Annotated in this window: 21 protein-coding genes and 1 pseudogene; 7 read left to right on the top strand and 15 right to left on the bottom strand. The window is 70.9% G+C overall.

Going from position 1 to position 20,040, the window contains the following annotated elements:
• Positions 1-2 precede the first annotated feature (2 nt).
• The 4 genes from ACIP63_RS25710 to ACIP63_RS25695 form a co-directional block, all read right to left on the bottom strand.
• Entirely contained in the window at positions 3-962 is a 960-nt protein-coding gene (locus ACIP63_RS25710) for a hypothetical protein (RefSeq protein ID WP_401519851.1), read from the bottom strand.
• Between the two features lie 12 nt (positions 963-974).
• Positions 975-1,271 carry a DUF4193 domain-containing protein gene (locus ACIP63_RS25705; RefSeq protein WP_003965732.1) on the bottom strand — a complete coding sequence of 99 codons (297 nt, stop codon included), beginning with the start codon at positions 1,269-1,271 and terminating at the stop codon, positions 975-977.
• Positions 1,272-1,675: 404 nt separating this feature from the next.
• Complete coding sequence (locus ACIP63_RS25700) at positions 1,676-2,917, bottom strand: sensor histidine kinase (RefSeq protein ID WP_401519848.1); 1,242 nt, start codon at positions 2,915-2,917, stop codon at positions 1,676-1,678.
• A gap of 7 nt (positions 2,918-2,924) precedes the next feature.
• Positions 2,925-3,578, bottom strand: a complete 654-nt coding sequence (locus ACIP63_RS25695) for a response regulator transcription factor (protein ID WP_031089418.1) — start codon at positions 3,576-3,578, stop codon at positions 2,925-2,927.
• 362 nt (positions 3,579-3,940) lie between these two features.
• Between ACIP63_RS25695 and ACIP63_RS25690 the strand changes: the two genes are divergently transcribed.
• Positions 3,941-4,114, top strand: a complete 174-nt coding sequence (locus ACIP63_RS25690; RefSeq protein ID WP_164992724.1) for a hypothetical protein — start codon at positions 3,941-3,943, stop codon at positions 4,112-4,114.
• A gap of 101 nt (positions 4,115-4,215) precedes the next feature.
• Here ACIP63_RS25690 and ACIP63_RS25685 read toward each other — a convergent pair whose 3' ends face one another.
• Together ACIP63_RS25685 and ACIP63_RS25680 are read right to left on the bottom strand one after the other, a co-directional pair.
• Complete coding sequence (locus ACIP63_RS25685) at positions 4,216-5,016, bottom strand: inositol monophosphatase family protein (protein WP_401519845.1); 801 nt, start codon at positions 5,014-5,016, stop codon at positions 4,216-4,218.
• Positions 5,017-5,087: 71 nt separating this feature from the next.
• A complete protein-coding gene (locus tag ACIP63_RS25680; protein WP_401519842.1) occupies positions 5,088-6,212 on the bottom strand; it encodes a ferrochelatase in 1,125 nt (374 codons plus the stop codon).
• A gap of 115 nt (positions 6,213-6,327) precedes the next feature.
• On the opposite strand from ACIP63_RS25680, the gene ACIP63_RS25675 reads away from it, so the two are divergent.
• On the top strand, positions 6,328-7,572 hold the full coding sequence (locus ACIP63_RS25675) for an MFS transporter (protein ID WP_401519839.1): 1,245 nt from the start codon (positions 6,328-6,330) through the stop codon (positions 7,570-7,572).
• Positions 7,532-8,851 carry a D-arabinono-1,4-lactone oxidase gene (locus ACIP63_RS25670; protein WP_401519837.1) on the top strand — a complete coding sequence of 440 codons (1,320 nt, stop codon included), beginning with the start codon at positions 7,532-7,534 and terminating at the stop codon, positions 8,849-8,851. The genes ACIP63_RS25675 and ACIP63_RS25670 overlap by 41 nt, the downstream gene beginning before the upstream one ends.
• Before the next feature lie 31 nt (positions 8,852-8,882).
• On the opposite strand, the gene ACIP63_RS25665 is transcribed toward ACIP63_RS25670, so the two are convergent.
• Complete coding sequence (locus ACIP63_RS25665) at positions 8,883-9,896, bottom strand: hypothetical protein (RefSeq protein ID WP_401519834.1); 1,014 nt, start codon at positions 9,894-9,896, stop codon at positions 8,883-8,885.
• A 498-nt stretch (positions 9,897-10,394) separates the two neighbouring features.
• Here ACIP63_RS25665 and sepH point away from each other — a divergent pair, with 498 nt between their 5' ends.
• Complete coding sequence (gene sepH, locus ACIP63_RS25660; protein ID WP_104789620.1) at positions 10,395-11,459, top strand: septation protein SepH; 1,065 nt, start codon at positions 10,395-10,397, stop codon at positions 11,457-11,459.
• Between the two features lie 83 nt (positions 11,460-11,542).
• Here sepH and ACIP63_RS25655 read toward each other — a convergent pair whose 3' ends face one another.
• Positions 11,543-12,370, bottom strand: a complete 828-nt coding sequence (locus ACIP63_RS25655) for a sulfurtransferase (RefSeq protein ID WP_401519831.1) — start codon at positions 12,368-12,370, stop codon at positions 11,543-11,545.
• A gap of 242 nt (positions 12,371-12,612) precedes the next feature.
• On the opposite strand from ACIP63_RS25655, the gene ACIP63_RS25650 reads away from it, so the two are divergent.
• A complete protein-coding gene (locus tag ACIP63_RS25650; RefSeq protein WP_401519828.1) occupies positions 12,613-13,389 on the top strand; it encodes a VOC family protein in 777 nt (258 codons plus the stop codon).
• A gap of 271 nt (positions 13,390-13,660) precedes the next feature.
• Here ACIP63_RS25650 and ACIP63_RS25645 read toward each other — a convergent pair whose 3' ends face one another.
• Positions 13,661-13,921 carry a hypothetical protein gene (locus tag ACIP63_RS25645; protein WP_401519825.1) on the bottom strand — a complete coding sequence of 87 codons (261 nt, stop codon included), beginning with the start codon at positions 13,919-13,921 and terminating at the stop codon, positions 13,661-13,663.
• 136 nt (positions 13,922-14,057) lie between these two features.
• Here ACIP63_RS25645 and ACIP63_RS25640 point away from each other — a divergent pair, with 136 nt between their 5' ends.
• Positions 14,058-14,291 carry a hypothetical protein gene (locus ACIP63_RS25640; protein ID WP_401519822.1) on the top strand — a complete coding sequence of 78 codons (234 nt, stop codon included), beginning with the start codon at positions 14,058-14,060 and terminating at the stop codon, positions 14,289-14,291.
• Between the two features lie 99 nt (positions 14,292-14,390).
• Here ACIP63_RS25640 and ACIP63_RS25635 read toward each other — a convergent pair whose 3' ends face one another.
• Positions 14,391-15,083, bottom strand: coding sequence for an SDR family oxidoreductase (locus tag ACIP63_RS25635; protein ID WP_401519820.1), 693 nt, complete (start codon positions 15,081-15,083; stop codon positions 14,391-14,393).
• A gap of 175 nt (positions 15,084-15,258) precedes the next feature.
• Here ACIP63_RS25635 and ACIP63_RS25630 point away from each other — a divergent pair, with 175 nt between their 5' ends.
• Entirely contained in the window at positions 15,259-16,215 is a 957-nt protein-coding gene (locus tag ACIP63_RS25630) for a helix-turn-helix transcriptional regulator (protein ID WP_401519817.1), read from the top strand.
• A gap of 225 nt (positions 16,216-16,440) precedes the next feature.
• Here the strand turns inward: ACIP63_RS25630 and ACIP63_RS25625 are convergent.
• From ACIP63_RS25625 to ACIP63_RS25605, 5 genes and pseudogenes are all read right to left on the bottom strand, one after another.
• Positions 16,441-16,645: pseudogene (locus tag ACIP63_RS25625) on the bottom strand (IS110 family transposase); the annotation flags it as partial.
• A gap of 222 nt (positions 16,646-16,867) precedes the next feature.
• Positions 16,868-17,320, bottom strand: coding sequence for an aldo/keto reductase (locus ACIP63_RS25620; RefSeq protein ID WP_401519814.1), 453 nt, complete (start codon positions 17,318-17,320; stop codon positions 16,868-16,870).
• Positions 17,321-17,525: 205 nt separating this feature from the next.
• Positions 17,526-18,176, bottom strand: coding sequence for a thymidine kinase (locus ACIP63_RS25615; RefSeq protein WP_401519811.1), 651 nt, complete (start codon positions 18,174-18,176; stop codon positions 17,526-17,528).
• 57 nt (positions 18,177-18,233) lie between these two features.
• A complete protein-coding gene (locus tag ACIP63_RS25610) occupies positions 18,234-19,421 on the bottom strand; it encodes an alkaline phosphatase family protein (protein ID WP_401519809.1) in 1,188 nt (395 codons plus the stop codon).
• Positions 19,421-20,017: a DUF5998 family protein gene (locus tag ACIP63_RS25605; protein ID WP_401519807.1), complete on the bottom strand. Its 597-nt coding sequence runs from the start codon at positions 20,015-20,017 to the stop codon at positions 19,421-19,423. The genes ACIP63_RS25610 and ACIP63_RS25605 overlap by 1 nt, the downstream gene beginning before the upstream one ends.
• Between the last annotated feature and the right edge of the window lie 23 nt (positions 20,018-20,040).

Raw genomic sequence — 20,040 nt, 5'->3', positions numbered from 1 at the left:
GGTCAGCGGCCGGGGTCGTCCAGACCCTTGGGCAGCTCCTTGGCGGGTTCCGCGGGCTGTTCCAGCGGGGGGAGCTCCGGGAGACGGTCCCAGGGGACCTGGTCGCGCCGCAGGTCGTTCCTTACCCGGTCGGCGAGCCTTCTGGTGTCCCGTCGGTTCATCAGCGCGCCGACGGCGGCACCGATCATGAACGGGATGAGGTTCGGCAGGTCGCGCACGGTGCGCTTCATGATCTGCTGGCGGAGCTCGCGCTTCATCTGCCCGCCCAGTGCCGCGTTGAGCGTGGTGGGGCGTGAGACGTCGATGCCGCGCTCTTCCGTCCAGGACGTCAGATACGCGGTGCTGCGCTGGCCGAGGTTGCCCGGCGGGCGCCGGCCGTAGACCTCGTGGAGCTCGGCGACCAGCTTCATCTCGACGGCGGCCACTCCGGTGATCTCGGCTGCCAGTTCGGCGAGCATGGCGGGGGGTACGGGCATCATCGCCGCCGCCCCGATGCCCGCGCCGACGGTCGCGGTGGCGTTGCAGGCGCCCGCGACGAGCTTGTCGGCGAGCTGTTCCGGGCCGAGCCCCGGGAACTGCTTGCGCAGGGTGGTCAGGTCCCGCACGGGGACACGGGGAGCCGTGTCGATGATGCGGTCGGCCACCATGCCGACCGCCGCCGCGGCGCTCTCCCTGCTCTTGCGTACGCCTCGTTTCAGTGTGTGCAGGCGGCCGGAGCCCTTCGGGGACTCTGCCGGTCCGTCCTGCCCGGGCTCGGGTGACGGATCCGTCGCCCTTACCGCTTCGAGCGAGGCCGGACGGCCCCGCTCGTCGTCAGGTGCTGTGCCGGGAGAGGCAGGCAGGGCGGCCTGGTGCTCGGCAGTGGGGCTCTCGCCCTCTGCCGGGCCTGTGCCGCCCTGATGTGCCTCCGACGACTTCGTGCGCCGCAAGCGCCGCTTCCGGAACGGTGTGTCGCCTGCCACGGCCGGCCTGCCTCAGTCGCAGTCGCGGCAGATGGGCTGGCCGTTCTTCTCGCGCGCCAGCTGACTCCGGTGGTGCACGAGGAAGCAGCTCATGCAGGTGAACTCATCGGCCTGCTTGGGCAGAACCCGCACAGCCAGTTCTTCGTTGGACAGGTCTGCGCCGGGCAGCTCCAGTCCCTCTGCCGCGTCGAACTCGTCCACGTCGACGGCGGACGCCGTCTTGTCGCTCCGACGAGCCTTGAGCTCTTCGAGGCTGTCCTGGTCCACGTCGTCGTCGGTCTTGCGTGGGGTGTCGTAATCCGTTGCCATGTCGCTCTCCCCCTCATGGGTGTCTGCGGTGTCTCAGCGCACGTAACGCGTGAGAGGCCGGACTTGTGCCCGACCTGAGGCGGAGATTTTGCCTCACATCAAGGTCTGTTACTCAATCGACACCCAACCGGATCCCTCGTGAGCGATCAGCTTGGGTGGCGATGGGGACCGTACACGGTCCGATTGCTGCGGTTCACGGGCGCCACCCCGTGTACTTCCCGTGATATCGACCCCCGGAAACCCGGACGTTTCCAGGCTTTCGGACAGAGTTGTGATCACGGAGAGTGGAGGGACCGGAATGTGCCCCTGTGATCGATCACACAAGGACAGAACGGAAACCGGTTTCGAAAATTCCGCCCAAAGCGAACAGAGTGATCCAATGCGGCTTCACACCGTGAACCCTCTCAGACAGGCAGGGTGACGCGCATCACGAGACCGCCGCCCTCGCGGGGCTCCGCGATGATACGGCCTCCGTGCGCCCGCGCGACGGATCGCGCGATCGACAGGCCGAGCCCGACCCCCTTGTCGCTGCCCGTGCGCTCCGTGCGCAGCCGCCTGAACGGCTCGAAGAGGTTGTCGATCTCGTAGGCGGGCACCACGGGCCCGGTGTTCGAGACGGTCAGGAGCGCCTGTCCGTGCCGGAGCTCGGTGGTGGCCTCCACCCAGCCGCCCTCCGCCACGTTGTAGCGCACGGCGTTCTGCACGAGGTTCAGCGCGATCCGCTCCAGGAGTACCCCGTTGCCCTGGACGACGGCCTGGGCCCGCTCTCCGCGCACCTCGACCCCCTTGGCCGCCGCCTCGCCCCTGGTCTGGTCGATGGCACGGTCGGCGACCTCGGCCAGGTCCACGGGCTTGCGTTCGACGATCTGGTTGTCGCTGCGGGCGAGCAGCAGCAGCCCTTCGACCAGCTGTTCGCTGCGCTCGTTGGTGGCCAGGAGCGTCTTGCCCAGCTGATGGAGCTCCGGTGAGGCCTCCGGATCGGAGAGATGGACCTCCAGGAGCGTGCGGTTGATCGCGAGGGGCGTACGCAGCTCGTGCGAGGCGTTCCCCACGAACCGCTGCTGGGCGGTGAAGGCCCGCTCCAGACGGTCCAGCATCTCGTCGAAGGTGTCCGCGAGCTCCTTCAGCTCGTCGTCGGGGCCGTCCAGCTCGATCCGGCGGGAAAGATCCGTGCCCGCCACCCGGCGGGCGGTGCGGGTGATCCGGCCCAGCGGGGACAGGACGCGGCCCGCCATGGCGTAGCCGAAGGCGAAGGCGATGATGCTGAGACCGACGAGGGCCAGCAGCGCCCTGTTCAGCAGGGAGTCGAGGGCGTGCTGGCGCTGCGCCGCGGTGCAGTTCTTGATCGCCTCGTTGAGCTGGCCGTTGTTCTGCGCGGAGCCGAGCTGCGGACAGGTGTCACTGGAGATCTGGACGTTCGTGCCGGAGACCTGGAAGGCCGGGCCGCCCGCGTCGTGCAGCGCCTGCGCCGCCAGCATGTAGATGATCGACAGCAGGAGGATGCCCGCGATCAGGAACATGCCGCCGTACAGCAGCGTGAGCCGTATCCGGATGGTCGGCCGCAGCCAGGGGTACGGGGACTCCTGCGCCTTGGGTTCCCAGGTCGGCTTCGGGGGTGCCTTCATGGGGGCCGGGGAAGCTGCCATCACGCCCTCAGATCCGGTATCCGGAGCCGGGAACGGTGACGATGACGGGCGGCTCGCCGAGCTTGCGGCGCAGGGTCATGACCGTCACCCGCACCACGTTGGTGAACGGGTCGGTGTTCTCGTCCCACGCCTTCTCCAGCAGCTGCTCGGCCGAGACGACCGCGCCCTCGCTGCGCATCAGGACCTCCAGGACTGCGAACTCCTTCGGGGCGAGCTGGATCTCCTGCTCGTCCCGGAAGACCTCGCGGCGGTTGGGGTCGAGCTTGATGCCGGCCCGCTCCAGCACGGGCGGCAGCGCGACCGTGGTGCGGCGCCCCAGGGCGCGCACCCGCGCCGTCAGCTCGCTGAAGGCGAAGGGCTTGGGCAGGTAGTCGTCCGCCCCCAGTTCCAGGCCTTCGACCCGGTCGCTGACGTCGCCGGAGGCGGTGAGCATGAGCACCCGGGTGGGCATGCCGAGTTCGACGATCTTGCGGCAGACGTCGTCCCCGTGCACCACCGGAAGGTCCCGGTCCAGCACGACGACGTCGTAGTCGTTCACCCCGACGCGCTCGAGGGCCGCCGCTCCGTCGTAGACGACGTCGACGGCCATGGCCTCCCGGCGCAGTCCGGTGGCCACCGCATCGGCGAGCAGCTGCTCGTCCTCGACGACGAGTACGCGCACGGCGCAGTCCTTCCCTAGATCTTCGAAAAACGGCGAGTGGCCCTCGTTCCGGCCGCTCGCAGCACGTCAGCGGCACCGACTGTGCGCGTCCATCCTGCCCGCAACGCGCATAAACCGGCGGTAAGACGGCGCGGTCCGGTCCGCCGCTCCAGGGAATTGAGCGGATTTCCACGACAGTTGAGGTTTCTCGCGGGCGGGCGGCGGGGAGGACGCTCTCACACCCGCGATCACGCCCTGCATGTGGCGTACCACAGCCCGTCCTGCTTCCAGAGGGACTGCGTGATCACCCGCACTCCGGCCCACGGGCCGGAGGACCACCGGGCACACCCCCGTGCCACCGACCCACGACGAGGGGGCGCTTCATGGACGCTTTCACCGCAGGTCTGCTGCAACGAATCAAGACCACCGAGTCCGACCTCACGAGGGCTCGCGAGACGGGCGACGACTTCCTCGCGGATGTCGAGCAGGGAGAGCTCGACGACCTGCACCGCCTCGCCGCCGAGCACGGAGTGGAAATCGGCGCCACAAGCGTCTGAGCCGCCACGAGAGGGCCCCGGGAGCCGTGATGGCTCTCCGGGGCCCTCTCTCGTTCCGGCACCCTCCCTGGGGGCCGCGACGGGCTCAGGGAGGGTGTACGTCAGTCGTGCCAGGCGCCCAGTTCCTCCAGGAGCGCCTGCAGCGGCTCGAAGACGCCGGGGGTCGCCGCGACCGTCAGGTCTCCGTCGGCCGGCCTGCCCGGCCGTCCCCCGGTGAGGGCACCCGCCTCCCGGGCGATGAGATCGCCCGCCGCGACGTCCCAGGGGTGCAGTCCGCGCTCGTAGTAGCCGTCGAGCCGGCCGGCGGCCACGTCGCACAGGTCGACGGCAGCGGATCCGCCACGGCGGATGTCACGCAGTCGCGGGATGAGCTGCTGGGCCACGGCGGCCTGATGGGTGCGGACCTCGGTGACGTAGTTGAAGCCGGTCGACACCAGCGCCTGGTCGAAGGGGGCCGTGGGACGGCAGCGCAGCGCGTCGCCGTTCCCGTACGCGCCGCGGCCGAGCACCGCGTGGAACGTCTCTCGCCGCATCGGGGCCTCCACGACGCCGACGACCCGTTCGCCGTCCCGCTCGGCCGCGATGGAGACGGACCAGGTCGGAAGTCCGTAGAGGTAGTTCACCGTGCCGTCGAGCGGGTCGATGACCCAACGGATGCCGCTGGTGCCCTCGGCGCTGGCGCCCTCCTCGCCGAGGAAGCCGTCGGCGGGGCGGTGCTCGGAGAGGTAGCCGGTGATCAGCTTCTCCGCCCGGATGTCCATCTCGGTGACGACGTCGATCGGGCTGGACTTCGTCGCGGCCACCCCGAGGTCGGCGGGGCGGCCGTCACGCAGGAGCGCGCCCGCCCGGCGGGCCGCCTCCAGGGCGAGGTCGAGCAGTTCGGACAGGAGGGGGTCGGTCACAACGCTCCAGAGGTGGTTCGCGGGCCGGGCGGGCCTGTCGGCGCCCGCCCGGCAGGGGATGCGGACGGCGGCTAGAACGGGCTGTCGGCGCCCGCGGCGGCCGGCTTGGGGGCCCTGGCCGGGCAGCAGCCGACCGGACACAGGTCGTGGGAGGGGCCGAGCGCCCCCAGGGCGCACGGCGTGACCGGGCGGTCCTGCTCGGCGGCGGCGCGCTCCAGGAGGAGCTCACGCACGGCGGCGGCGAACCTGGGGTCCGCGCCCACCGTCGCGGAACGGCGCACGGGCAGTCCGAGCTCGGCGGCCTTGGCGGTGGCCTCCGTGTCGAGGTCGTACAGCACTTCCATGTGGTCCGACACGAAGCCGATGGGGGCCATGACGACCGCCGGGACGCCGTCGCCGTGGAGCGTCTCCAGGTGGTCGCAGATGTCGGGCTCCAGCCACGGGATGTGCGGGGCGCCGCTGCGCGACTGGTAGACGAGCTGCCACGGGTGTTCGACGCCGGTCTCCTCCCGCACGGCCTCGGTGATCAGCCGGGCGACCTCCAGGTGCTCGGCCACATAGGAGCCCCCGTCGCCGTGGGTCTCCACCGGCCCGGAGGTGTCGGCCGCCGCCACGGGGATGGAGTGGGTGCTGAACGCGAGGTGCGCCCCCGCCCTGACGTCCTCGGGGAGGTCGGCCAGCGATGCCAGCACGCCGTCCACCATGGGCCGCACGAACCCGGGGTGGTCGAAGTAGTGCCGGAGCTTGTCCACCCGGGGCACCGGGAGCCCTTCCGCCTCCAGCGTGGACAGCGACTCGGCCAGATTCTCGCGGTACTGACGGCAGCCGGAGTACGAGGCGTAGGCGCTGGTGGCGAGCACGGCGATCCGGCGGTGGCCGTCCGTGATCATCTCCCGCAGGGTGTCGGTGAGGTACGGGGCCCAGTTGCGGTTGCCCCAGTACACCGGGATCTCGAGCCCGTGCTCCGCGAAGTCCTTGCGCAGTGCGTCCAGCAGCGCCCTGTTCTGGGCGTTGATCGGGCTCACGCCGCCGAAGAGGAAATAGTGCTTGCCGACCTCTTTGAGCCGTTCTTCGGGGATGCCCCGGCCGCGCGTCACGTTCGCCAGGAACGGGACCACGTCGTCGGGGCCTTCGGGACCACCGAAGGAGAGCAGCAGCAGGGCGTCGTAAGGAGCGGGACCGCGCAGATCGGACATGCACCCGATCCTGCCACCCGCCTCCGACAGTGCGGCACCCGCCGTCGGCGGGTCCGCCGCGCCCGTAAGCTGTATCGGCCACCCATACACCTGACAGGCTTTCCCGGAGCGTCCCTTGCCCAGCCCCTACCGCGCCATCTTCGCCGCCCCCGGGACCCTGCGGTTCTCGGCGGCGGGATTCCTCGGCCGGATGCCGCTGGCCATGATGGGCATCGGCGTCGTGACGATGGTGTCCCAGATGACCGGCCGCTACGGGCTGGCCGGAGCGCTCTCCGCCACGCTCGCCATGGCGGCGGCCGTGATGGGCCCGCAGGTCTCCCGGCTGGTCGACCGGTACGGGCAGGGGCGGGTGCTGCGCCCGGTCACCCTGGTCGCGGCGGCGGCGGTCGCGGGGCTCCTGGTCTGCGCCCAGCAGCGGCTGCCGGACTGGACCCTCTTCGTCTTCGCGGCCGGCGCGGGCTGCGTGCCCAGCATGGGCTCGATGGTCCGGGCCCGGTGGGCGGAGATCTACCGGGGCTCCGGCCGTCAGCTGCACACGGCGTACTCCTGGGAGTCGATCGTCGACGAGGTGTGCTTCATCTTCGGGCCCATCGTCTCCATCGGTCTGTCCACCGCGTGGTTCCCGGAGGCGGGCCCCCTGGTCGCGGGTGTGTTCCTCGTGACCGGCGTCTTCTGGCTGACGGCCCAGCGGGCCACCGAACCCCGGCCGCACCCGAAGGAGGACCACACGGGCGGCTCGGCCCTCCGCTCGCCCGGGCTCCAGGTGCTGGTGGCCGCCTTCGTCGCCACCGGGGCGATCTTCGGAGCGGTCGACGTGGTGACCGTGGCCTTCGCCGAGGAGCGCGGCCACAAGGCGGCGGCCAGCCTCGTGCTCGCCGTCTACGCCCTGGGGTCCTGCCTCGCCGGTGCCGTCTTCGGCCTGGTGCACCTGCGGGGGAAGCCGTCCACCCGGTGGCTGCTGGGGGTGTGCGCGATGGCCGTGAGTATGATCCCCCTCCAACTGGCCGGGAGCCTGCCGTTCCTGGCCGTGGCGCTCTTTGTCGCGGGCCTCGCCATCGCACCGACGATGGTCACCACGATGGCCCTCGTCGAACAGCACGTACCGCGCACCCAGCTGACCGAGGGCATGACCTGGACCAGCACCGGACTCGCCGTCGGAGTGGCACTCGGCTCCTCCGCCGCCGGCTGGGTGGTCGACGCCTCCGGGGCCGGGGCGGGGTACGCGGTACCCGCCGTGGCGGGAGCGCTCGCGGCCGCGGTGGCGTTCCTGGGGTATCGCCGGCTCGCGGAGCCGGTTCCTAGGGGAGGGCGCGGGGAAGATGACCGACACCTACGCACGGACGGCGAACACGTGGCGTAACTGGGCGGGCAACGTCACCGCCCGGCCCGCGCGCGTCGAGTCCCCCGCCTCCGTGGGCGAGCTCGCCGACGTGCTCCGCAGGGCGTCCGAGGAGGGCCTGACGGTCAAACCGGTCGGTACCGGTCATTCGTTCACCGCGACCGCCGCCACCGAGGGCGTCCTCATACGTCCGGACCTGCTCACGGGCATCCGCGGCGTCGACCGCCGGGCGATGACCGTGACGGTCGAGGCGGGTACACCGCTGAAGCGCCTCAACGCCGCGCTCGCCCGGGAGGGGCTCTCCCTCACCAACATGGGCGACATCATGGAGCAGACGGTCGCCGGGGCCATCTCGACCGGCACCCACGGCACCGGTCGCGACTCGGCGTCGGTGTCCGCGCAGATCCGCGCGCTGGAGCTGGTCACGGCCGACGGCACGGTGCTGCGCTGCTCTGCCGACGAGCAGCCGGACGTGTTCGCGGCGGCCCGGATCGGGCTCGGGGCGCTCGGCGTGATCACCGCGGTCACGTTCGCGGTGGAGCCGGTCTTCCTGTTGACGGCCCGCGAGGAGCCGATGACCTTCGACCGGGTCACGGCCGATTTCGATCAGCTCGTCGCGGAGAACGAGCACTTCGAGTTCTACTGGTTCCCCCACACCGGAAACTGCAACACCAAGCGCAACAACCGGAGCGCGGGCCCCACCGCTCCGCCCGGGCGGGTGAGCGGCTGGATCGAGGACGAGCTCCTCTCCAACGGCATCTTCCAGGTGGCGTGTTCGCTGGGCCGGGTGGTCCCCGGAGCCATCCCCTCCATCGCCAGGCTCTCCAGCCGCGCCCTGTCCGCCCGTACGTACACCGACATCCCGTACAAGGTGTTCACCAGCCCGAGGCGGGTGCGCTTCGTCGAGATGGAGTACGCCGTGCCGCGCGAGGCGGCGGTCGAGGCGTTGCGTGAGCTCAAGGCGATGGTGGAGCGCTCACCGCTGCGGATCAGCTTCCCGGTGGAGGTCCGCACGGCGCCCTCGGACGACATCGCGCTCTCCACGGCCTCGGGCCGGGAGAGCGCGTACATCGCGGTGCATCTGTACCGGGGCACGCCGTACCAGGCGTACTTCACCGCCGTCGAGCGGATCATGACGGGGTACGACGGCCGCCCGCACTGGGGCAAGATCCACACCCGGGACGCCGGCTACCTGGCCGGGAGCTATCCGCGGTTCGGCGAGTTCACCGCCGTACGCGACCGCCTCGACCCGGACCGGCTGTTCGCCAACGACTACCTGCGTCGCGTGCTCGGGGACTGAGCGGGGGCGGTTCGCGCGTCCGGGGGCCGGTTCACCGGTCCGTGCCGCTTCCTGCCGTGTCCCCGCCCTGCTGGTCCGGGGCCTCGTCGGCCCCGGTCGGGTCGGGTGCGGCCGGTGTGGTGCCGGCGTCGCCCGGTTCCGCCGGGGTGGTGGCCTCCGGAGTGGTGGCCCCGCCGGACGCCGAGGGCGTGGGGGCGGGGTCGGTGGCCGGACCGCCGCTGCCCGAGGGGTCCGGCTGCGCGCTCCCGCCGTCGCCCTGGCCGGTGCCGGGCGAGGTCGAGCTCCCGCCCCCGGGCACGTTCCCGTCGTCCCCCTGGTCCCCCTCGTCGTCCTGGCCCGTGCCGTCCGAGGGCGAGGGGGAGGGCGAGGTGGTCCCCCCGTGGCGCTCGCCGCTCACGACGGTGCCGATGGTGGTCCGTCCGTTGCCTCCCAGGTCGTGCCCGGAGACCATTTCGTACACGGTGATGCCCGCCATCGACAGGACGAAGACCCCCGTGGCCGCGAGGGCCGAACGCTTCCAGCCGCGGACGCGGGTGCCGTGCGTACGGGCGTCGGAGTACGAGTCGTCCGTGAGCGCGCCGCCGGGGTGCGGGCCGCCCGGGGACGGATCGCCGTGGACCTGTCCCCTGGAATACGTGCCGCCGGGGCCGGCCTCCCCCGGCCGGACCTGTCGCAGCACCGTGGTGCGGTCCGCGTCGGGCTCCACCGTGCGCAGGACCCGCGTCGCGTCGTCCTCCGGCCGCTGCGGGCCGGGCAGCGTCTCCCGCGTGTGCACGGTCACCTGACGGCCCGCAGGGTGCTTCACCTGGACGGTGACTTCACGGATCTGTTCGCCGGTGCGGCGGAAGAAGTGCTGGAAGACCGAGCCTCCGCAGGTGGCCACTACGCTCATCACACCGGCGCCGGCGATGGTCCCGTACACGCCGAGCTGTGAGGCCATCACCGCCGCCGCGACCGCCGCGACGGCACTGCCCGCAACCTGCGGGAGGCTCAGATCTATGCGCCTTTCCTTGCCTTCCGCACCGCTCTGCGGCTTCTGAACCATGATCAGCCCCTGCTCGACAACTACCCCACCTTGCACCAGGAAGGGACATTTGAGCGAATCAAATAGTTCCGATTCTGGAGATTTTGTGAAGCAGCACACGCATTGAGGGCATACCGCAGACATCCGGGTAACCCAACTCCCGTACCCGGTGAGAACTTCGGCGGCGCGCCGGTCCACCCGCATGGCCCGAATGGAGTACTGTGGCGAGCCCTGGGGCCGGACTCCCACACGGGTATCCGGAACCTACGGGAGGGGGCCGAAGGACGGCACCCGAACCGGCGGCGCCGCGGCATCGCACGGGCGCCTGCTACGTGGAGCGACCAAAAGGTCACTCCACGTCGTAAACAGGTAACCGTGCCATCGTGGCGTTCCAGGGCCAAGGCCCGACACGCCGGGTAACTTGGCAAGGTTGTGGCAGGCTGAACCCGGGCAGGTCACACTCGACTAGCGGAAGCAGCGACGCACGTGACGTCGGCAGGCACCACCCGGGAGGTTCCCATGCCCGAACTGCGTGTCGTGGCCGTCTCAAACGACGGCACACGACTGGTGCTCAAGGCTGCGGACAGCACGGAGTACACGCTTCCGATCGATGAGCGGCTGCGTGCCGCCGTGCGCAATGACCGCGCCCGGCTCGGCCAGATCGAGATCGAGGTGGAGAGCCATCTCCGCCCGCGCGACATCCAGGCGCGCATACGCGCCGGCGCCTCCGCCGAGGAGGTCGCCCAGTTCGCCGGCATTCCGGTGGACCGGGTACGCCGCTTCGAGGGCCCTGTGCTCGCGGAGCGCGCGTTCATGGCCGAGCGCGCCCGGAAGACTCCTGTGCGCCGTCCCGGCGAGAACACCGGGCCCCAGCTCGGCGAGGCGGTGCAGGAGCGGTTGCTGCTGCGCGGAGCCGACAGGGAGACCGTCCAGTGGGATTCCTGGCGCCGCGACGACGGCACCTGGGAGGTCCTCCTGGTCTACCGCGTCGCGGGCGAACCGCACTCCGCGAGCTGGACGTACGACCCGCCGCGGCGGCTCGTGCAGGCCGTGGACGAGGAGGCGCGCTCGCTGATCGGCGAGACCGACGACGTCGCGGCTCCGGAGCCGAGCTTCCCGTTCGTACCCCGGATCGCGCGGCTGCCGCGCGACCGGCCGCTGGACCGTGCGCTGGACCGGCAGATCGAGCGTCCCGCTCCCCCCGCGCCGGAGCCGGAGGAGCGCGTCAGCGGTGTGTCCGCTGGCGAGCGCGACTCGCTGACCAGCCTCCTGGAGGCGGTGCCGAGCTTCCGTGGCGACATGGTCGTCCCGGAGCGGCCTTCGCAGCCCGAGCCGCCGGCCCTCGAGCCGGCGCAGCAGGAGGAGCCGGAGGCCGACGAGCCCCCGGCCGCGGCGGCGTCCGCCGGCGCGGGATCCGCCTACGCCGATGTGCTGATGCCCCGCGCGGTGGCCGGCCACCGCGACAGGCTGACCGGGACGACGGACCGCCAGGCCGAGGCGGACGGCGTGCGTCCGGGCCGCCGGGCGGCGGTGCCGAGCTGGGACGAGATCGTCTTCGGCACACGCCGGAAGAAGCAGGACTGAGCACCGGCCCGGGTGACCGTGGCATGAGGAGGGCCCGTACGCAGCGGCGTGCGGGCCCTCGCTCCGTCCGGATCCCGGTCGTGTCAGGCGGGGTCCGGACCGGTGGCGACGGGGCGGGACTCGTCCGAGGACCACTCCGACCAGGACCCGGCGTACAGGGCGGCCCGGTGTCCGGCGAGCTCCAGCGCCAGTACCTCATGGGCGCCCGAGACGCCCGAGCCGCAGTAGACGCCGACTTGTGTGTCGCCGTCGGCCCCCAGAGCGGAGAAGCGGGAGGCGAGAGTTCCGGCGGCCAGGAAGCGCCCGTCCTCGCCGACGTTCTCGGTGGTCGGTGCCGAGACCGCGCCGGGGATGTGGCCGCCGACACGGTCGATCGGTTCCACGTCTCCGCGGTAGCGCTCCGCGGCCCGTGCGTCGAGCAGCAGACCGGAGCGGGCCAGTTCCGCGGCCGCGTCCGCGTCGAGGAGGCCGAGCGCGCCCGGCCGGGGCCGGAAGTCGCCCTCGGCGGGCTCCGGGATGCCGGTGGTGAGCTCACCCGTCCATGCGGCGAGGCCGCCGTCCAGGACCCGGACGTCGGTGTGTCCGGTCCAGCGCAGCAGCCACCACGCACGGGCCGCCGCCCAGCCCTGGCCGCCGTCGTAGACCACGACCGGGCTTTCCTCGCTGACCCCCGCCCGCCGCATGACGGCACCGAAGGCGTCCGGGTCCGGCAGAGGATGACGGCCGCCGCCGGCCGCCGGGCCCGCGAGCTCGGAGTCGAGGTCGACGAACACCGCGCCCGGGATGTGCCCGGCCTCGTAGTCGGCGCGACCGTTCGGTCCGCCGAGCTGCCAGCGGATGTCCAGGAGCACCGGCGGGCGCGGACCCGCCGACTCGCTCAGGTATTCGGATGCGGTGATGATGGGCTTCATGGGTGCCATCTTCGCGCAGGGGCGACCGCCCTCGGCGCCGTTGTGCCGAATTGGACGTATCGCACCAAAAGGGACTTCGACCTGAGCGGAAGCCGGAAAACGCGGCGCGGCCGGGGTGCCTCGGACGCTCAGTGGTGCGAGCATCTGCACGGAGCGTACGCACCCGTATCCGTGCCGCTGGACACCGCACAGGCTCCGTCCCCCCGTACGGCCACCCCGATGGTACGAGGAGAGAGAAGAAGATGACCGAGGCTGCCGCCCGGCGCACGCCTGGAGCACCGTGCTGGGTGAGTCTGATCGTGCACGGCCTGACCGCGACCCAGGAGTTCTACAGCCGGCTGTTCGGCTGGGAGTTCCAGCCCGGGCCCGAGCAGCTGGGGCCCTACGTCCGAGCGCTGCTGAGCGGCAAGGAGGTCGCGGGGATCGGGCAGCTGCCGCCCGGCCGGCACCTCCCGATCGCCTGGACGACCTATCTCGCCACGGAGGACGCGGACGCCACAGCCGAGTCGATCCGCTCCTGCGGCGGGACGGTGGCCGTCGGCCCCCTCGACGCCGGGAACGCGGGCCGCCTCCTGATCGCGTCCGACCCGAGCGGCGCGGTCTTCGGCGTCTGGCAGGCCGCCGAGCACCTCGGTACCGCCCTCGCGGGCACACCGGGCACCCCCGTGTGGAACGAGCTGGTGACCCGGGAGACCGCGTCGGTCGCCAAGTTCTACCAGGCCGTGTTCGGTTTCGAGACCGAGGCGGTCGTCTCGGCCGACTTCGACTACCAGACGTTGCACATCCAGGGCCGCCCGGTGGCCGCCCTGCACGGTGTGGGACACGCCCTGCCGCGCGACCGGGGGCCCCACTGGATGACGTACTTCCAGGTCGCCGACACCGACGAGGCGACGGCACGGGTCGTGGAACTCGGCGGCCACGTGCTGCAGCCGCCGCGTGAGGCCTCCAGCGGCAGGCTGGCCACGGTGGCGGACCCGGAGGGCGCGGTGTTCACGATCGTGCGGCCGCCCGGCAGTTGAGTCCGGCGCTCACGCGGACGGCAGCACCGGAGACGTCTCCACCTGGAAGGCCGTTCGCCGGTCGGCAGGCTCGATCAGGGTGACGCAGGAGATCTGTCCGAACCGCGCTCTGCCCGAATCAGGAGACACGCCACCTATGCCCTGTACGACGGGCTGCTGCGCAAGCGTCAGGTGCCGGTTACCGGTACCAAGAACCGCATCATGACCGAGACCCGCCACAACACCCGCGGTGGGCACGGCGGATCTCGGCTTCGAAGACGTGCGGGTGGGGTCAGCTGCTGGCCGACCCGTCGCGCGCGGCCACCGCGTCGGCCCCTTCTTGCACGAGGCCCATGACCGCTGGGACCTTCTTCGCGACTCCGGTCCGTTCTGCCACTCCGTGGGCGGCTGTGCCCGTCCGCTCTCCGGCGGTGCTGGCGGTGAGAACGGTGTTGGTCAGTGCCGGAGCGAAGTTGTCGGCCTGGGCAGTGGGGGCGGCGGCCAGCAGAAAGCATCCGGCCGCGGTGACGGAGAAGGTTCGGCATACGTTCATGGCCGGTACAACGCGCCGCCCTCCCGGCAGGGCACGCCTCCGCCCCGATACTCACCCTTCCCGTGGGGCCACGTCCTTGTCCGGTGGCGCTACGGGCCCGCCGCACCCATAGCATCCCAGGTCCTCTTCTCGCGCGATGATGGTGACCAACGAGATCGCGGTCCTCCGGCCGCTGCTTGCCCCGCTCGACCTGCACGGCACGGTGGTCACCTTCGACGCCCTCCACTCACAGGCTGTCCACGCGCGTTTCCTCGTCGAGGAGCAAGTACGCCCACTACATCGCGCTGATCAAGGCAACCAGCGTGACGCCACGTACGCCTCGCGCGTACGCGCCGGCACAGGCACACCCGCGATGCCAACCGCCCGTTGACCACCTTCGGCACGTGATCAACCAGAGCACATCACCTGAATGACGCGGCCTTGCTTCAGGGACCTACGGTTACACCGCCCTTCCGACAACCGAGCATGGTCAGACGGGCTGGCCCAGGGGCCGGACAGTCAGGGTGTTGAGGTCGACGCCTGCCGGTTGGTCGAGGGCGAAGCAGATGGCCTGGGCGATGGGCTGGGGAGACAGCGCGAAGGGGGGAACGCCGGCGCCTTGCCAGAACGGGGTGTCGATCATGCCGGGGTTGACAAGAGTGACACCGATGCCGCGAGTTGTGGCGTGCAGGCGCAGGTTCTCGGCGAGGCCGGTGGTAGCCCACTTGGTGGCCGAGTAGAGATTGCCGGGAGAGTTCTTCAGCCCGGCGACGCTGCCGATGAGCACCAGCCGCCCGCTGGTGGCCTCAAGGTGGGGCAGGGCGGCATGGGCCAGCAGGGCGGGGCCGAGGACGTTGGTGAGAACCATCGGCGCCCACGACGTCGGGGCACCGGCCCCGATGGAGCCACCGGACATGAATCCGGCATTGGCCACCGCCGCGTCAAGGGCACCGAAATGCTCCACGGTGCGGGTCACGACCGACTCGGTGGCCTGCCAGTCCGCCGCGTCCGCGACCAGACCCAGCAACCGGTCGGGGTGGCCGGCCTCGTCGAGGAAAGTCTCCAGTTTGCTCTCGTCGCGGCCGGTGACCGCCACGCGGTGGCCGCGATCGAGGAGCAACCGGGCGGTGTGGGCGCCGATACCGCTGGTCGCGCCGGTGATCAGTACGGTCTTGCTGGCCATGGTCATGATCCCTGAACTGTCGATGGGGACGGCGGACGGCGGCCCGCGAAGGAAGGAGTGCCGTTCAGCTCCGCCGACCCCACAGAACCGGCGCCGTCGAAGGCAGGCAAGGTCGCATTTATGGGGGGTACAAACGCAACCTCCCTATCGGCCGGACCATGGGTACCGTGGACGAATGGAACTTCCGTCTGAGAACAGCACCGGTGATCCCACCGACAACCGCTCGGACATCCGCGACTTTCTCATCAGCCGACGCGCCAAGCTCGCCCCGGAGCGGGTCGGGCTGCCCACCAGCCGACGCCGGCGGGTTCCTGGACTACGGCGCGAGGAGGTCGCGGCCCTGGCCGACGTGAGCACCGAGTGGTACACGCGGCTGGAGAAGGGCCACATCAGCGGTGTCTCCGAGGACGTGCTGGAAGCGGTCGCGCGGGCACTGCTCCTCGATGAGCACGAGCGCGCCTACCTGCTCTATCTGGCCAAAGCGGCTCGCCCCGCCCACCGCAGGTCGCACCGGCGCAAGGACGTCGAGATCCCGTCTCCCGTCCAATGGATGGTGGACTCCATGACCATGGCCCCCGCCTTCGTCCGCAACGGCCGTCTGGACATCGTCGCGAGCAATGCGCTGTGCAGGGCCCTGTACTCACCGATGTTCGACAGCGACACCATCAGCGGTCGGGGCTGCGCCAATTTTCCCCGTTACTTCTTCCTCGACCCCGGCTCCCCCGACTTCTTCGTCGACTGGGAGGAAGGCGCCAGGGCCACGGTCGCAATGCTCCGCGCCGAAGCGGGACGTGAACCTCACGACCGGGCCCTGCGTGAGCTCGTCGGCGAACTGTCCACGCTCAGCACCGACTTCCGCACCATGTGGGCCAGTCACGACGTCCGAATCCGTCACGAAGGCATCAAGCGACTGGATCATCCCGAAGTCGGCCGTCTGGAGATGACCTTCCGCTCTCTGGACCTGCCCCTGCCTCAACGGGCCGTCCACGACCTGATCATCTACACGGCCGAGCCGGGCACCCCCTCGGAGGACCGCCTTAAACTCCTCGCCAGTTGGACAGCAACTCAGAGCTCACCCAACCCTGGTCGCGCCGGGGATCAGGCACCTGGGCCCGACAGGTCAGCAGACTAGGAAGGTCACCGGGAGCGGTCGGTGCGGCATCGGCGAGTTGACCCAGAGGGCCCGGGACGAACGAGGAGGAGAGGGCAGGCACACCCTCCGTCGTGGTGATCAGGGATTCGGCACCTCATGATCACTGGAAACCGTGCCTGCCCCGTGCCAGCCCCGCTGACGGCGAGATCGATCGGGCAGACCGTGCCCCTCGGGAACACCAATGGCTTCCTGACGCTGTTGTCGAGCAACCTCGGTGACGGGTGATGTGACTTGGTAGCTCCGTCGGTTACGAATGAGGGCCCACAGGGCGTTGACGCATCGGCGGGCGAACGCGAGGACGGACTGGACGTGGCTCGTGCCCTCGGCTCTCTTACGGTCGTAGAACCGCTTGGAGTTTGGGACCGCTCCAGGAGCTGACCAGCGCGGAGATACGGAAGACGCGTTGCAGCGAGCTTGGGCCCCATGCCCGGTGTCGGCGTACGGACTCAGATCCCCAGTCGTGTAGCTCTCTCCGTCCCCACCTGTCAGGCCACGTCCGTCTCGCGTCCGATGGCCTGGAGGCCGTTCTTGAGCCGGTAGTTGGGGCCGTTGATCGGATCCGCCGTTCGTTGCCCCCCAGCGCTGATCTCGCCGAGCCGACCTGAGTGGCATCTGTCCCAGGGTGGATCCGTCAGATCCAGGTGGGCACGTGCCCGTCGGCGTAGCGGGCGCCGAAGCCGCCCAGGGGCAGGATCTCGGCGATGGCCTTGAGGTCGGCGTCGGTGAGGGTGAGGTCGGCAGCGCCGGCGTTTTCCTCGATGCGCTTCGGGCTGCGGGTGCCGGGGATCGGTACGACGTGCTCGCCCCGGGTCAGGAGCCATGCCAGGGCCAGCTGGGAGACGGTGGCACCCTTGGCTGCCGCGAGCTCGGCCAGCCGGTCGACGGCTTCGACGTTCTTCTCGAAGTTGCCCGGCTGCCGGCGCGGGTCGCCGTTACGCATGTCGGTGGCTTCGTACTGGCCGGCGGGCTTGGCGGTGCCGGTGATGAACCCGCGGCCGAGGGGGGAGTAAGCGACGAAGCCGATGCCGAGTTCGTCCAGGGTGGGGAAGAGCTGCTGCCGGCAGGCTGAACCGGCCGCGTGCACCGCAGCGGGTGGGCTCAGTCGGTTACGTCATCCGCCGCGGTGGGCGTCGAGATCGGCAGGTTCCCTGGGCCGTGGGCGCTTCGGCTTCGGCGGATCCAGTCGGTCCCCGAGGCCCCGGCGCGATTGCCGGTGGCTTTCTGGTGGTTTGTCGGTGAGCTTGCGAAGACGGGGGCGCGCCGAGCAGGTCGCAAGGCTGCGGTTCACGTCAGCCGTGGCTGATCGGCAGGACGTCGGGCGACAGCGCGCCCGCGTGGGCGGTGGCGCTCGTCATGTGGCGGCGGTGGTGACGGCGGCAGAGGACCTCGTAGCCGACGTCCGTGGCGGGCTGGTCGACGTCCCCGACCACGACCTGCTCCCCCTCGACCACCATCACCCCGCCGGCCGTCCGGGCGTTGTGCGTGGCACGGGCACCGCACCAGCACAGGGCCTCGACCTGGAGCGTCTCTATCCGGTCCGCCAGCTCGATCAGCCGCTGCGAGCCGGGGAAGAGCTTGGTGCGGAAGTCCGTGGTGATGCCGAACGCGAACACGTCGAGGCCGAGATCGTCGACGACACGGGCCAGTTGGTCGATCTGCTCGGGGGCGAGGAACTGGGCCTCATCCACGATCACATGGTCGACCTTGTCGCCCTTCGACATCCGGCCCACGAGATAGCCGTACAGATCCATGCCAGGGGAAGCCTCGACCGCCTCCGTCACCAGTCCGAGCCGCGACGACAACTTCCCCTCCCCCGCCCGGTCGTCACGGGTGAAGATCACTCCCCGCAGGCCGCGCGCCGACCTGTTGTGGCCGATCTGGAGAGCCAGGGTGCTCTTTCCGCAATCCATCGTCCCGGAGAAGAACACGAGCTCGGGCATGAGAGGGGGCGTGCCTTTCGGAGGAGTGTGCGGGTGCGGGGAAACGGAAGAGGTCGGCTACGAGCGTACTTCGAGGAGCGGAACCAGCTGCTCCACGGGGGTCAGGGACCCGTGCATCCCCACCATCGCGGACTCGTGGGGCTCCTTGGCCGAGGCGGTGATCACCACGTCGTCGTGGGCCGCGGCCACCACGTCGCCGATCCTGCCGTAAACCCGCTCGTCGATCCGGGGGCCGAACCAGCCCGCCGCGACGGCCTCGTCACGGCTCGCCACCCAGAACTGCTCGCCGAGCACCTCGCGCCAGACGGTCAGCACGTCGGCCTCGGCCCCGGGCACCGCGTACACGTGGCGGGCGCGGCCCTCGCCGCCCAGCAGGGCGACCCCGGCGCTCAGCTCCCAGTCCTCGTCGAAGTCGATCCGGGAGTGCTCGTCGAACGGGATGTCGATCATGCCGTGGTCGGCGGTGATGTACAGCGCCGAGCGGGGCGGCAGCTGCTCGGCGAGGCGCCGGGCGAGCCCGTCGACGTACATGAGCTGGCCGCGCCAGGCGTCGGAGTCGACGCCGAAGCGGTGCCCCTGGCCGTCGACCTCGCTGTAGTACGTGTAGACGAGGGACCTGTCGCCTGCGGCGAGCCGCTCCGCCGCGAGGTCCATCCGGTCCTCGCCGGTGAGCCGGCCGAGGAAGGAACCCCCGCTGAGCGCCACCTTGGTCAGGGGCGTCTGCTCGAAGTCGGGGGCGGAGACCTGAGCCGTGCGCACTCCGGCGGCGTCGGCGAGCTTGAAGACGGTCGGGTGGGGCTGCCAGGCCTTGAGGTCGGTCCACGGCTTCCAGCGGAGCTGGTTCATGAGCGCGCCCGTCGCCGGATTGCGCACCGTGTAGCCGGGCAGGCCGTGCTCGCCCGGCGGCAGGCCCGTACCGACGGAGGCGAGCGAGGTCGCCGTGGTGGACGGAAAGCCCGATGTGACCGGCCGGCCGGTGCCGCCGCGGGAGGTCGGGAGCAGCGAGTGCAGGAAGGGGGCCTCGTCCGGGTGGGCCTTGATCTGCTCCCAGCCGAGTCCGTCGATCAGGAAGACGCAGTTACGGTCGGCGGGGGTGAGCTCCGGGATCGTCGCCTCGAAGCCGGGTACGCCTTGTCCCGCGACCAGCGTCGGCAGCAGGTCCGCGAGCGAGCCGGTTCCGTATTCGGGTACGGGCGCGCTCTCGGGGGCGAGCAGGACGGGGTCCTGCCATGCGGGCTGGACCATCAGCGGGGAGTCGCCGCGGTCGAGGCCGTGGCCTCGGAGAGGGACTGGGCGAAGGCGAGGGTCTGGCGCACGGTGTCCGGTCCGTCCCCGGCCTCGCTCACCCGGAGGCTCAGGTCGTCGGCGGTGGAGCTGCCGGTGTAGCCGTGGTCGGCCTCGCAGTTGGGGTCGCCGCAGGCCGCGGGCTCCAGGTCGATGCGGGCGACGGCGCCCCAGCCGATGGTCAGGACGACCTCGCGGGGCAGCGTGCCGGGCACGTACTTCTCGGGGTTGGCGACGACGCGGCTGACCACGACGGAAGAGATCCGGTCGAGCTTGACCGACTCGGTGGACGTCGTGGCGTACGGCGTCGGGGAGCTGGTGTCGGCGGCCTGCTCGTCGGTGTGGCTCACGATGAAGCGCGTGTCCGTCAGGACGAGGACCGTGACGTGGCGCCGGACCTCGTTGGAGTCGAAGGTGGTCTCCTGGTGCACCAGGTACGAAGCGACCGGCTCCCCGCCGACGGCGGCCTCCACCGCCTCGGCCACGAGGGCCGGGTAGTAGCCGCTGCGCTCGATCGCCGCGCGCAGCCCCTGGGTCGTCGTACCGGTCTTTGCCATGGGAACCATCCTACGGGGGGCCG

Origin of the sequence: Streptomyces sp. NPDC088746, from assembly GCF_044751065.1 — a bacterium.
Taxonomy (GTDB): Bacteria; Actinomycetota; Actinomycetes; order Streptomycetales; family Streptomycetaceae; genus Streptomyces.
The sequence above is the reverse complement of the archived record's forward strand: the minus strand, read 5'-3'. Positions and strand labels throughout refer to the sequence as shown.